Annotated in this window: 18 protein-coding genes; 10 read left to right on the top strand and 8 right to left on the bottom strand. The window is 32.1% G+C overall.

What is annotated here, in order from left to right; all coding sequences use genetic code 11:
• Positions 1–16: 16 nt before the first annotated feature.
• The 3 genes from SYN6308_RS23300 to SYN6308_RS21960 all read right to left on the bottom strand — a co-directional run bounded on the left by SYN6308_RS23300 (position 17) and on the right by SYN6308_RS21960 (position 2900).
• Complete coding sequence (locus SYN6308_RS23300; RefSeq protein WP_017293674.1) at positions 17–1216, bottom strand: polysaccharide deacetylase family protein; 1200 nt, start codon at positions 1214–1216, stop codon at positions 17–19.
• 27 nt (positions 1217–1243) lie between these two features.
• Positions 1244–1789 (bottom strand): hypothetical protein, encoded by a 546-nt coding sequence (locus SYN6308_RS21965; RefSeq protein WP_052312594.1) that lies wholly within the window; start codon positions 1787–1789, stop codon positions 1244–1246.
• A gap of 220 nt (positions 1790–2009) precedes the next feature.
• Complete coding sequence (locus SYN6308_RS21960) at positions 2010–2900, bottom strand: serine/threonine-protein kinase (RefSeq protein WP_052312593.1); 891 nt, start codon at positions 2898–2900, stop codon at positions 2010–2012.
• Positions 2901–3169: 269 nt separating this feature from the next.
• Here SYN6308_RS21960 and SYN6308_RS21955 point away from each other — a divergent pair, with 269 nt between their 5' ends.
• The 6 genes from SYN6308_RS21955 to SYN6308_RS06690 all read left to right on the top strand — a co-directional run bounded on the left by SYN6308_RS21955 (position 3170) and on the right by SYN6308_RS06690 (position 5021).
• On the top strand, positions 3170–3448 hold the full coding sequence (locus SYN6308_RS21955) for a hypothetical protein (RefSeq protein ID WP_017293673.1): 279 nt from the start codon (positions 3170–3172) through the stop codon (positions 3446–3448).
• Positions 3441–3857: a putative toxin-antitoxin system toxin component, PIN family gene (locus tag SYN6308_RS06710; RefSeq protein ID WP_017293672.1), complete on the top strand. Its 417-nt coding sequence runs from the start codon at positions 3441–3443 to the stop codon at positions 3855–3857. The genes SYN6308_RS21955 and SYN6308_RS06710 overlap by 8 nt, the downstream gene beginning before the upstream one ends.
• 202 nt (positions 3858–4059) lie before the next feature.
• A complete protein-coding gene (locus SYN6308_RS06705; protein ID WP_026101959.1) occupies positions 4060–4329 on the top strand; it encodes a hypothetical protein in 270 nt (89 codons plus the stop codon).
• On the top strand, positions 4295–4465 hold the full coding sequence (locus tag SYN6308_RS23800; protein WP_017293670.1) for a type II toxin-antitoxin system YoeB family toxin: 171 nt from the start codon (positions 4295–4297) through the stop codon (positions 4463–4465). Before SYN6308_RS06705 ends, SYN6308_RS23800 begins: the two co-directional genes overlap by 35 nt.
• A 99-nt stretch (positions 4466–4564) precedes the next feature.
• Positions 4565–4786, top strand: coding sequence for a hypothetical protein (locus SYN6308_RS06695; protein ID WP_017293669.1), 222 nt, complete (start codon positions 4565–4567; stop codon positions 4784–4786).
• Positions 4764–5021, top strand: a complete 258-nt coding sequence (locus SYN6308_RS06690; RefSeq protein WP_017293668.1) for a ParE family toxin-like protein — start codon at positions 4764–4766, stop codon at positions 5019–5021. Before SYN6308_RS06695 ends, SYN6308_RS06690 begins: the two co-directional genes overlap by 23 nt.
• Before the next feature lie 110 nt (positions 5022–5131).
• Here SYN6308_RS06690 and SYN6308_RS21945 read toward each other — a convergent pair whose 3' ends face one another.
• Positions 5132–6346, bottom strand: a complete 1215-nt coding sequence (locus tag SYN6308_RS21945; RefSeq protein WP_017293667.1) for a serine hydrolase — start codon at positions 6344–6346, stop codon at positions 5132–5134.
• 2 nt (positions 6347–6348) lie between these two features.
• The gene (locus SYN6308_RS21940; protein ID WP_017293666.1) at positions 6349–8004 is read right to left on the bottom strand and encodes a protein kinase domain-containing protein; all 1656 of its coding nucleotides are present in this window, start codon (positions 8002–8004) and stop codon (positions 6349–6351) included.
• A 258-nt stretch (positions 8005–8262) separates the two neighbouring features.
• Here SYN6308_RS21940 and SYN6308_RS06675 point away from each other — a divergent pair, with 258 nt between their 5' ends.
• The 3 genes from SYN6308_RS06675 (at position 8263) to SYN6308_RS24825 (ending at position 9212) form a co-directional block, all read left to right on the top strand.
• Positions 8263–8571 (top strand): hypothetical protein, encoded by a 309-nt coding sequence (locus SYN6308_RS06675; RefSeq protein WP_202803877.1) that lies wholly within the window; start codon positions 8263–8265, stop codon positions 8569–8571.
• A complete protein-coding gene (vapC, locus tag SYN6308_RS06670; RefSeq protein ID WP_017293664.1) occupies positions 8564–8986 on the top strand; it encodes a type II toxin-antitoxin system tRNA(fMet)-specific endonuclease VapC in 423 nt (140 codons plus the stop codon). Before SYN6308_RS06675 ends, vapC begins: the two co-directional genes overlap by 8 nt.
• A gap of 73 nt (positions 8987–9059) precedes the next feature.
• Positions 9060–9212 carry a hypothetical protein gene (locus SYN6308_RS24825; protein ID WP_017293663.1) on the top strand — a complete coding sequence of 51 codons (153 nt, stop codon included), beginning with the start codon at positions 9060–9062 and terminating at the stop codon, positions 9210–9212.
• 86 nt (positions 9213–9298) lie between these two features.
• Here the strand turns inward: SYN6308_RS24825 and hisG are convergent, their stop codons facing one another.
• The gene (hisG, locus tag SYN6308_RS06660; RefSeq protein ID WP_017293662.1) at positions 9299–9949 is read right to left on the bottom strand and encodes an ATP phosphoribosyltransferase; all 651 of its coding nucleotides are present in this window, start codon (positions 9947–9949) and stop codon (positions 9299–9301) included.
• Positions 9950–10050: 101 nt separating this feature from the next.
• Here hisG and SYN6308_RS06655 point away from each other — a divergent pair, with 101 nt between their 5' ends.
• Positions 10051–10740, top strand: a complete 690-nt coding sequence (locus tag SYN6308_RS06655; RefSeq protein ID WP_017293661.1) for a response regulator transcription factor — start codon at positions 10051–10053, stop codon at positions 10738–10740.
• A 5-nt stretch (positions 10741–10745) separates the two neighbouring features.
• Here the strand turns inward: SYN6308_RS06655 and dmeF are convergent, their stop codons facing one another.
• Positions 10746–11711, bottom strand: a complete 966-nt coding sequence (dmeF, locus tag SYN6308_RS06650) for a CDF family Co(II)/Ni(II) efflux transporter DmeF (RefSeq protein WP_017293660.1) — start codon at positions 11709–11711, stop codon at positions 10746–10748.
• A gap of 405 nt (positions 11712–12116) precedes the next feature.
• Entirely contained in the window at positions 12117–12752 is a 636-nt protein-coding gene (gene purN / locus SYN6308_RS06645; protein ID WP_017293659.1) for a phosphoribosylglycinamide formyltransferase, read from the bottom strand.
• Between the last annotated feature and the right edge of the window lie 52 nt (positions 12753–12804).

The raw sequence follows: 12804 nt of genomic DNA, 5'->3' as shown, positions 1-12804 counted from the left end.
TGTGCTTATTAAGTGATTATTTTATTGCATTACTAAGGGTATAAAAATTAAAACCTCTATTTTGATAATTAATGATAATATTTTCTAACGAATTTACGGTATTCATACGAGTTAAACTTTCTTCTGGATGAATAAAATTAGGATTAGTTTTTGCTCCATCGTGCATTAAAATAACCGCAGGATTATTATTATTAATCGCTAAATTAGTGATAGTTTTTCTATTGCTACTATTACGCCAATCGTTAGTGTCAATTGTCCATTGTGCATTCTTTAAACCAAATCTATTTACTATACTTAATAAATCAGGATTTTGATCTCCATAAGGCGCTCGAAACCATCGGGGTTGATAACCGATACATTGTTGAATAATTTGCTGAGTATATGCGATCTCTTTTTGTTGTTCTTCGATCGAAATCTTAGTAAGATAAGGATGAGTATAAGAATGATTCCCAATTTCATGACCTTCTTGATACATTCTTTGGATAATTAGACAATTTTCTTGAACTCTTTTACCCACTACAAAAAAAGTAGCTTTGACATTATATTTTTTCAAAATATCTAAAATTTTAATCGTATATTCTGAAGTAGGTCCATCATCAAAAGTTAAGACAATTGATTTTGGTTTCATCGCATTAACAAAAACGGCTTTATTTTTAATTGTTAAGTCAGGAGAATTAGGCGGTAATATCTTTTGATTTTGATAACGATTTTTATTATTAAAATAATCTTCCCATTTTTTCGCTGATTCCTGATATTGAATAATATATTTTTGATATTCTTGAGCATAGTTATAATATCTACTTTCAGGAGGAATTGCTTCTAAAAATTTTTGAGAATTATTAAGATTAATTTTTGTATTTTCTAAAATATTTTTACCTGTCAATTCATCTATATTTTCATTCATTTTAGAGAAATTATCAGTAACGTATTTAAAATAAAATGCCCCTTGATTTAAGTAATCAGAGTAAATTGTTTCTTGAGTTTCTAACTGATTTTGAACAATATTAGAATCAATTTTATTTTCTATGATGTTCTCTTTTTCTGAGGGTTTAATCTTATTTTCTGAGATGTTTTTTTCAACAGTATTTGATGATAATTTTTGTTCTTTTTTCTCAAAAAAATCGCTAGTGTAAATATAAGCAGAAACAACGCCAATTGTTACACTAGCAATAAAAATAAATAAAAAATTTAATGATTTAAAATGTTTATCAGACATTATTTTATAGTTTTATTTAATTTCAAATTAGCGACGATCACTTTTTTTAACCCAAAAATCATAACCAGAAACAGCACTTAAACTATTGGCAAAACTCCACGCTGCGCTTTCTGATTTAAAACTAGCAACTTGAGTTTCTCCTTTAACAACTAAAGCATCCCCACAATAATTATTTTTAACTATACTTAAAGCGGATTTTGATCCCTTGACAGCCCACCATTGACTATAACTATCCCAACTATCACCGCAGGTAGGTTGCCATGCTATAGATGGAGAAGAAGAAGTATAATTTTCTACAATACTAGATGGATCAACTACAATGGTTTTAGGTTGAGATTGTGCTTTAATTTCGGCTTGACGGCGTAATTCTTCGGCTTTAGCCCTCTCTTTTTCAGCTTCTAACCTCATTTTTTCTGATTCTTGCCGTTTAACTTCTTCTTCCTCTCGTTTTTTTTGTTCATCGGCTAATTTAGCTTCAGCTTCCTCTTTTTCTTTCTCCATAGCTTCAAATTTTGCTTGAGTTTGAGCCCTTTGTTGTACTATCAAAAAACCTCCTGATACTCCCAACGCCACTAATAAAGCCGTAATTATAATTACTAAAATATTATTGTTTTGAGGATTACTGACAGGATTTTGGTTAATGCCACTAGGGTTTATTGTTGGTTGACTCGCAGGATTGGGAATTAATACCGTTGGGGATGAATTAGAGTTATACTCATCAAGGTTATAATCTGATGTTGCAAAATGTACAGTTGCCTTTTGCCTACTTGCCTTTTGCCTACCTTCACCAAACTCAAGTTATACCCTCGCCAAGTATAGTGGGTTTTGATAAGTCAATATTATTGACAGGAGGCACAACCGCCATAGTATTAATTTGGCTCATGTGTAAGGCTTCATACATAGCTTGAGAAGTAGGATACCTTTGACTTAAATCGATTTTCGAGGCTTTTTCCAATACTAGCCTTAAATTTGAGGGCAAATTAGGGATATAGCTTTGCCAGTCTAATTCTCCCGTGATGTTATTATTCGGGAGTTCGATCGGATACTTTCCTGTTAAGCTGTAAATCATGGTTAAGCTCAAGGCGTACAAGTCGCTACTAAAAACCGTTCTTCCCGTGCTTTGCTCAGGGGGGATAAATCCTCTCGTACCAACGATTACAGAGCTTACCGTTGAACCGCTACTTAAACTTACAGCTCCCATACTTTCTTTGACTGCACCAAAATCGATTAAGACGGGCAATTTATCGGAGTCACGAATAATAATATTTTCTGGTTTGATGTCTCGGTGAATGATGTTTTTGCTATGGATATATTTAAGGGTATTAAGTAAGGATGACAAAATTGATTCACACTGGGAGCTACTAATTGCCCCTAATTCCGCTAAACTTTTCCCTTCGATATATTCCTGCACAAGATAAAATTCTTCATTTTCAGTGAAATAAGCGTATAGAGTAGGTATTTGAGAGCAATTCTGTCCTAATTCTTCTAATACCTTCGCTTCTCTCTCGAATAATCCTTGAATTAGCTCGATCGAAATATTATTCTGATGAAGGGGTTTGAGTTTTTTTATGACAACCTGTCTTCCCGAAGGCATCTGTAAATCTTGAGCTAAAAATGTATCCCCAAAGCCACCGCTACCTAAACTTTTAATGATGTTGTATCTAGTTTCGATCGAACTTACCATATATTTCCCTCAATTTAAGACTATATTTACTTATCAGGGTGATTTACTCAAATTATGCACTCTTAATCAAATTGTATAACTAAAATACTTTCTGAGCTTACGAATTTTTATGAACAGAAGTGACAAGATTACTTCCTATCTCGTGAGTGGGTAGAGTTCTCATTGTGCTTCAAGTTAAAAAATTATTATGTTAGTTGTCAAGATATTGATTTTACAGATGATAGTTATCGAGCTAAAATAAAATAAAATTCACTCTTAACATTCAATCGATGATTGCCATACCAATAACTTTAGAACAACTCATTTATACCATTAAACAATTACCTGAACATGAGCGAAACCAAATTGCCAAAGTATTAATTGAAACAAATTTACCATCAGATTTACACAATTCTATCACAGAAATTTATAGTGATTCATCTAAAGAAAAAAGAAGACAGGAAGCATCGTTAAAACTGTCAACATTAATGGATAAAGCTAGTGATGAAGCAGAAGCGAATGGATTAACTGAAGAAATATTAGTGAGTATTTTAGCTAATGATGAATAAACCTAAATTTGTCTTGGATTGTAATGTGATAATTAGTGCATTTTTATTCAAGAAAAGTAATCCTCGTTTTGCCTTAGAAAAAGCCAAAAATCAGGGCATAATTTTATTATCTGATTCTATTATTGAAGAACTAAATAATGTTATACAAAGAGAAAAGTTCGATCGTTATATTTCTCTTAATATTCGACAACAATTACTCGATAATTTAATCACATTAGCTTATATTATTAATCCACAAGAATTTATTAACGAATGTCGAGATGTTAAAGATAACAAATATTTAGAAGAATTAGCGTTTAGTGGGAATGCTGAATATATTATTACAGGGGATAATGATTTACTAATTTTAAATCCATTTCGAGAAATAAATATTATTAAACCTGAAGAATTTTTGTCTATCATGTTATAACTCGATCGAACTTATCATAATATTTTCCCTCAATTTAAGACTATATTTACTTATCAGGGTTATTTACTTAAATTATGCACTCTTAATCAAATTATCAAATTGTATAACTAAAACAATTTCTGAGCTTACAAATTTTGACTAAGCCTTTATCTATGGTTGTGATAGAATAACTCTAGTTACTTCAAAATTTTGGAGAAAAACCTTGATGAGAGCGGTTAAACAAAAAGGAATTGTGGGAAAACAAGGAAAAATAGAGCTTTATTCCACTGGAATTGATGAAGGTACAGAGGTTGAAATTATTGTACTTGCCCCTTCATCCGAAGTTGATACGACAGAATATTTATTTTCTACAGAAGCTAACAAAAAAGAATTATTAGAAGCAATAGAAAGAGTCGAAAAACAAGATAATCTCATTACGATTACTCCTGATGAATGGCATGAGAAATATAGTATTTGCTCCAAAAGCCTTTAAACAGTTTAATGAATGGGCAATTGAAAATAAAAAACTTTATCAAAAAATTGTCAAATTAATTAACGATATAATCCGTCATACTTTTTCGGGAATTGGCAAACCTGAACCATTAAAACATACTTTAAAAGGTTATTGATCAATCGGTTATCTAGCATAGATACCCTCTTACCTAAAATCTATAAAAAAAGTGTATGATAAAGTATAATAAAAACAGACACTTAATTTAGACTGAAAAATGACAACTTTAATAGAAATTGAAACGGCAATTAAACAATTAAATAAAGATCAAGTTTTACAACTTGCACAATGGCTAGATGAATATTTAGATGATAATTGGGATAATCAAATAAAAAATGATTTCAAAGAAGGTAAATTAGATCGATTAATTGCAAAAGCTGAAGCAGATATTAAAGCTAATAATGTGAGAAATCTTGATGAAGTCATTTACTACAACTGATTTTTGGAGCAATTATGTCAAACTCACTCCAAATATAAAACAACAGGCAAAAAAGTGTTATCAACTATGGAAAAAAAATTCACAATATCCCTCTTTACATTTTAAAAAAGTAGATAAAAATTTATGGTCTATTCGTATCACTATAAATTATCGGGCTTTAGCTATCAAAAAAGGTGATGATTATTACTGGATTTGGATTGGCACTCATGATGAATACGATAATTTATTATCTTAATTATAATTAATAAAATTTTAAATAAATTTAAAGTTAATTGTAGATTAAATTATAATAATTATAATCATAAAAATATTCTTTTATGGACTTAGGTTTATAAACTTTATCTATTATTTATTAGATAATTTGCTCATTTCTTCATAAACCATTTTAGACACGATCGGCATAAATTCCACATCTTTATAATAAGCTGGATCATCACCTAAAATAACTAAAATATAACGAGTTTTTCCGTCTGGACTAATAATAATAGCCCCATCATTTCTATTACTAAAAGTCCATCCCATTTTAGAATAAAATTGAACATTTTTATCGGGTATTCCTTCCCCTAAAAATCCCTTGATAGCATTAAAGGGAATATTTTGCCATGCACTAGGGTTTAAATCTCTTTTTAATAAAAATAACATCGCCTGTGATTGAGGGAATTGTTGAGCATAAATTTGATACATTAAAATAGCTATATTTTGTGATGTTAAATAGTTTCTAAGGGGTTTTTCTTCACCGTTAGGATGACGTAATTGTAAATCTGTACCTTCGGGCATATCCATTTGTAAATAAGGAATTGGAAAAGTTTTTTGACTAATATTAAGATTAGGAATATTAAAAAATTTATTAAGATTTTCTCTGTTATTTTTCCACTGCTGAAATTGAGTATCAGGTAATTTTTCTTTTGATGATTTAGTCTTAGAAATAGTATCAACAACTATGCTTGAATCTTCATTATCAGAATCAACTATCATTTTTGTTAAATGTGCTTTAAATTGTTCATCAGGATTAGGATTTTGAGCATAAGCAATAACTAACCAAAATAATTTTACAAGACTAGCAGGATAGCGAGGTATATTATCTTGATATTTAAAGTAGCAAGGGCTTCTATTTTCCTTCATTAAAGGACATGAATATTCACTAAAATCAATTAAACTAAATGATAATTTTTCTAAAGGTAAGTTTCTTTGTTTCGCTAAATTAATAATTTTTTGTTCAACAGAAACTAACTCTTTTTGTTGCGGATTCACATTAAAAGAATGTGGTAATTGATTCTCTTTTAAATCAGAGTTGAGATTATTTTCTGATCCTATTGTTATTTGACTATCTTTACTTTCAATTTTAGGAGATTCTTCTAGAGTTACTTTCTTTTGTTCTTTTTGATTAATTTGTTTTTCGGATTTTACTTGAGTTTGATTTTTCTCTTTATTTTGATTATAAGTTATTAACAAACCTATGGTAATAATAAAGGCAATACAAGGAGTAATTACAGGAAATAAAAAAGATAATTTATTTTTTCCTAATTGTTTAAGTTTTTCTTTTAGTTGATTTTTATTCATTTTTATTTTACTTCGTAATTATAAATTTTCCAGTTACCATTCTCTTTTTCAAACCAATAAGTAACTGGTTTAGAATAACTTTTATACTTACCATTGCAACCTGCACTACTTGAACCATGTAAAGCTAATTTTTCTGAAACTATTACAGTTAAACTTGGTCTAGTACCACTATTATTAAAAGAAATTACATTATCAATATTAGAATACTGATAATCATAATAACAATTATTATTGATGAGCCAATTCATCGATCCATCATATTTAGTAGTATCATTATATAGTTTTCCTGTGGTTAATTCTTGTACTAGATACTGATTAAATTCACCACCAAAAATACGAGGTTTAGCATCATACCACTTTTGAATAATATTGAATGCTTCTTGTTGATTAATCGAATGAGTTGAAACAGGATTAATAGGATTATTTGGTGCAACAGAATTATTTTTTACCTCATTTGTGAAAGATTCTATTTTTTGTTGTTGATTATTTTCTTTAGCTAATTTTGCCTCCATTTCTTGTTTCTCTTTTTCAATGTCTTCTTTCTCTTTTTCAATAATGGCTAATTTTTCTTGAGTTTCTTTCATGTGTTGACTAATTAAAAACGCCCCAGACACTGCCAATGCTACGAATAAACTCGTCACTAGGGTAATTATCAAATTATTATTAGAAGAATTATTACTAGGATTATGATTAATATTAGTTTGTGGTGTGTTAATAGGGTAATTAACGGAATGTGTATTATTAACGGGTTGACTGGCAGGATTGGGAATTAATACCGTTGGGGATGAATGAGAGTTAGTGGGTTTTGATAAATCAATATTGTTGACAGGAGGTACAACCGCCACTGTATTAATCTGGCTCATGTGTAAGGCTTCATACATAGCTTGAGAAGTAGGATACCTTTGACTTAAATCGATTTTCGAGGCTTTTTCTAATACTAGCTTTAAATTTGAGGGCAAATTGGGGATATAGCTTTGCCAGTCTAATTCTCCGGTGATGTTATTATTGGGAATCTCGATCGGATACTTTCCTGTTAAACTGTAAATCATGGTTAAGCTCAAGGCGTACAAGTCACTACTAAAAACCGTTCTTCCCGTGCTTTGCTCTGGAGGGATAAATCCTCTCGTACCAACGATTACAGAGCTTACCGTTGAGCCACTACTTAAACTTACCGCCCCCATACTTTCTTTCACTGCGCCAAAATCGATTAAGACGGGCAATTTATCAGAGTCACGAATAATAATATTTTCTGGTTTGATGTCTCGATGAATGATGTTTTTGCTATGGATATATTTAAGGGTATTGAGTAAAGATGACAAAATTGATTCACACTGGGCGCTACTAATTGCCCCTAATTCCGCTAAACTTTTCCCTTCGATATATTCCTGCACAAGATAAAATTCTTCATTTTCAGTGAAATAAGCGTATAAAGTGGGTATTTGAGAGCAATTTTGCCCTAATTCTTCTAATACCTTCGCTTCTTTCTCGAATAATCCTTGAATTAGCTCGATCGAAATGTTATTCTGATGAGCAGGTTTAAGACGTTTGATAACTACTTGTTTTCCTGACGGCATTTGAGTATCTTTAGCTAAAAAAGTATCCCCAAAACCGCCACTACCAAGACTTTGGATAACATCATATCTACTGGCGATAATCATAAAATATTTCCCCCTAGAGTTATACTTACTTATCAGTCACATTTGTTTAATTTATGCGCTCTTAATAAAATTGTATATCTAAAATACTTTCTGAGCTTACGAAATTTTCTGAAAAGAAGTAACAAGATTGCTTCCTGTTTTGCAAAGCTATAGAGTTCGCATCGTGTGTCAAGTCAAAAAAATTATTATGGTAGAATAGTCAAAAAAATATCATCTAAATAATGATTGTGCTGTGAGGTAATTAATACAATGGAAGTAATGGTAAACATACCAGATAAACTGAAGGAAAAAATTGGTAATCAATGGGGAGATTTATCGACTAAGATTATTAGTAATTTAGTATTGATGGCTTTTCGTGATGGTTTGATTAACCTTTCAGAGTTACGAGAAATGCTCCATTTAAGAGATAATGATGATTTTTATGTTTTTTTGAGAGATAATTACTTACTCCATAATTCGGGGTTACTGAATCTTTATGGTAGTTGTCAGGATATTGATTTTGCTGATGATAGTCTAGGTATTGTTGATGATTTAGATAATGATATGATTGGAGCGTTTGATGAGTAATTCTTCTCTAGTTTATCTACTAGATACAAATGTCTGCATTGTATATTTGAAGGGAAAGGCTGAGAGTGTCAGGGCTTGTCTTGATGGTTTACACAGAGAGCAAATAGCTGTTTGTGCTATTGTTAAGGGAGAGTTGTTTTATGGCGCAATGGGCAGTAATAATCCTCAGAAGGCATTGAATCTTCAAAGGGCTTTTTTGAGTCAGTTTATGTCTTTGCCTTTTGATGATAGTTGTGCAGAAGTCTATGGTAGGATTAGAAGGAATTTGGCTAGTCAGGGTAAGCCCATTGGGGGAAATGATTTATTAATTGCGTCTATTGCTTTGGCAAATAACCTTGTTTTAGTTACCCATAATGTCAGAGAGTTTAGTCGGGTGGAAGGTTTACAAATTGAGGATTGGGAGGCACTATTATGAGTAACTGGGCTTACGCATTTTTACTAATATGATATAATTATTTTATCTTTATTTCTTTCTATCATTAACGATCGTGAGTAAAATAACTTATCAAACTTTACTAAATACAGAAGTCACAGAATTTTGTGATTTAATAGGAGGTTTTTTTGGCAAAATTGAAAGAGATTTATACAAAGATTTAGAAAAAGGAAAAAAACTGAATGATTTAAAAAAAGTTATCAAATAGACAAATAATAACACATCACTGGCGATTCATCCCACACTTGTTTAATTATTTTTTTGTTGAAAACAAAGTGTGGGGCTTCTCGCCGTTTAAGCTAAATTCTCTGATTTAATATGAGAAGATAATTTTTGTACCCATTGATTAAGGTTATAGGTATTAAGACGATAGGTGAGGGGATTCGCCACTAAATAGGCGCTACTCTCGAATAAAACATCAATTTCGATTAAGCCATTTTCCCTTAAAGTTTTCCCCGTAGAAACTAAATCCACAATAGCTTCCGACATTCCCGTAATTGGTCCTAACTCCACAGAACCATAAAGTGGTACAATCTCCACAGGTAAGTCTAACGATCGAAAATAATCTTTAGCACAATTCACAAACTTAGAAGCCACAATGCCATGGGCTGGTAGCTCGATCGAACTACGATAAGGGCTATTTTCTGGCACAGCTACCGACATACGGCAATAACCAAAACCCAAATTAGCCACATTGGCAATATCCGCCTTTTTTTCCTTTAAAACATCATATCCCACAATACCTAAATGAGCTTGACCATATTCTACATAAACAGGTACATCCTGCGCTCTCACCAATAAGGCTTTAGCTACCCCTGTGGGGTCTTCTATTTGTAGTTGACGGTTACTAGATGACAAAAATAAACTAAAATCTAAGCCGACTTGTTGACATAACTCGATACTTTCTTTTAAGAGTGCGCCTTTAGGTAATGCAATAGTTAACATGGTTAAGGATTAGGAATGAAGAATTAGAAATTAGGAATTAAAATTCATTATTCATTGTTTATGGTTTATTGTTTATTGTCAATGATAGAAAGATTATATCTATGAAGATTTTGTTAGTAGAAGACGAAAAAGAATTGGCGTTAAGTTTAGCCCGAATTTTGATGCAGGAGGGTTATGACACGATCGTTGCCCATGATGGCAATGAAGGTTTAGAATTAGCTTTAACATCGGTTTATCATTTGTTTATCCTTGATTGGATGTTACCTCAAAAAACTGGGTTAGAAATTTGTCAGTGTCTTAGGGAAAAAAAGATTACCACTCCTGTTTTATTTTTAACCGCAAAAGATACTTTAGACGATCGAGTTATGGGATTAGATGTGGGCGCCGATGATTATTTAGTCAAACCCTTTGAATTAAGAGAATTATTAGCGAGAGTGAGGGCTTTGTTACGTCGATCGAGTAACATTGAAAATCAACCCCAAGATAGAATTAAAGTCGCTGATTTAGAAGTAGAAATCACCAATCAACTAGCCTATCGTCACGGTAGAATGATTAAACTATCAGAGAAAGAAGTTAAACTATTAGAATTTTTCAGCCTCCATAGCAATCAATTAGTCACTCAAGAGCAAATTTTTGATTATCTTTGGAGTGAAGAAGAAACTCCAAGTAGTAATGTTGTCGCTGCGATCGTGCGTTTATTAAGACGTAAAATTGAAACAGAAAATGAGCCTATTTTAATTCACACCATCTATGGTAAAGGCTATTGGTTCGGCACGATGAACCAACAATAATTTAGTTAGGTATTACTATGATTTTCAATTAGGTTGATACAAGGTTCTCCTTGACAAGGATTTACTTCAACTATCACATGAGACAAAGATGGAATATAATTAAGTAATTGTTTATAGTACATTGGTTCTTGAGGATAATGGGTTGCTAAAGAAATTGTGGCGGCTAAATGATTTTCACTTACTTTCCAAATATGTAAATCCGTAATTCTATTATCTTTATCACCTTCAATGCTATTAACAATAGCCAATTTTACCTCCTTGTCGATCGTACCATCTAATAAAATTGAGGCGGTTTCTTGAACTAATCCATAAGCCCATTTTCCAATCACCAACGCCCCCACTAAACCCATCATGGCATCCATCCACACCCAGCCGAGATATTTTCCAGCAAATAAGGCAATAATCGCCAAAAGTGAAGTTAGGGCATCAGCTAATACATGAATATAAGCGGCACGAAGATTATGATCGTGATGATCATGATCATGACTATCATCGTGATGATGATGAGCATGATGATCATGATCTTCTAATAAAAATGCACTAACAAGATTAACTACTAATCCAATTACGGCGACTAAGATAGCTTCATCAAATTTGATATTTTGAAGGTGAAATAATCTAGTGCATGACTCAATGGCAATACCTAAAGCAATTACTCCTAGTACGATCGCACTGGTAAAACCCCCTAATACACTTACTTTTCCAGTACCATAGCTGTATTTAGGATCGTTAGCATATTTTTTTGCATATTGATAAGCAAATACGGCGATGCCAAATGCCCCTACATGAGTCGCCATGTGCCAACCATCCGCCAGTAACGCTAATGAACCAAAAGTTGTACCAGCGATAATTTCTACTACCATGGTAACAACTGTTAATAATAATACGATCGTGGTTTTTTTCTCTGCCTGATTTCGATCGTCCAAAAAGTTATGGGAATGTTCCCATGTTTCAATATTATGAATGTGCATTGAAATTTATTCAGAAAAATTAAACAATTATTATAGTTATCTGACATATTCCATTATTTTAATCTTTAAAATATGCCGATACCATCAATTATTCAGTATACACTATCCATTATTAATTAGGGTCTGCTGAAAAAGTCTTCTGATGAGGAAAGGTGTTAGGTTTTAGGTGTTAGGTTTTAGGTTAAAGAATGAAAAATCAAGGTTTTAAGACTTCATACAATACATAAAAGGACTAGTGTATTTTGTAAAATAAGCTCAAAAGTGTGTGAGCAGAATTAATTGTATATTTACATTAAGAAAGGCAAGAGGCAACATGGTATTGAGAAAATTTTATTAATTCCAAAATGTACAATCTATTTTGCATCAGTACTTAATCGATCGATTTATTGTCAATATAAGAGAATTTTAAGAATTACGACTCAGGGCGATGGAAATGCCTTCCACAATGATACGATGTTCTTGAATTTGGATTCGATCGTGCAAACTATCCGCCGTATCATCAGCTAAAATCGGTACCACAGCTTGAATTAAAATCTCTCCACTATCCACCTCTAAATCAACTAAATGAACAGTACATCCCGTCACCTTAACTCTAGCAGATAACGCTTGTTCTACGGCGTTAATACCCTTAAAACTCGGCAAAATACTAGGATGAATGTTAATCACTTTTTGGGGATAAGCGTTTAACAATTCTTGGGTAATAATGCGCATCCATCCTGCCATAACCACCCATTCCACTCCATGCACTTGGAATACTTCCACAATAGCTTGATCTAATGCTTTTCTGGTTTTATAATCACGATGATTGAGTAAAACTGTAGGTATGTTCAATCGATCGGCTCTTTCTTTTACCTTAGCATCAGGATTGTTATAGATCAATACCTCAATTTTAGCATTTAATTTTCCCTCATTTATAGCTAGGGCGATGGCTTCAAAATTACTGCCACTACCCGAAGCCATTACCCCCAACTTGACAGTTTTTTCTATGGATAATTGTTCTTGAGTCAAAGATGGTGAGATTAAATAAGGGGAATTTGTCATAAAAAATTTGTCCTGAATAAAAGCATCGTAAGCTAATCATATCATTAGACTT

Source organism: Geminocystis herdmanii PCC 6308 (assembly GCF_000332235.1).
Classification (GTDB): domain Bacteria; phylum Cyanobacteriota; class Cyanobacteriia; order Cyanobacteriales; family Cyanobacteriaceae; genus Geminocystis; species Geminocystis herdmanii.
The sequence above is the reverse complement of the archived record's forward strand: the minus strand, read 5'-3'. Positions and strand labels throughout refer to the sequence as shown.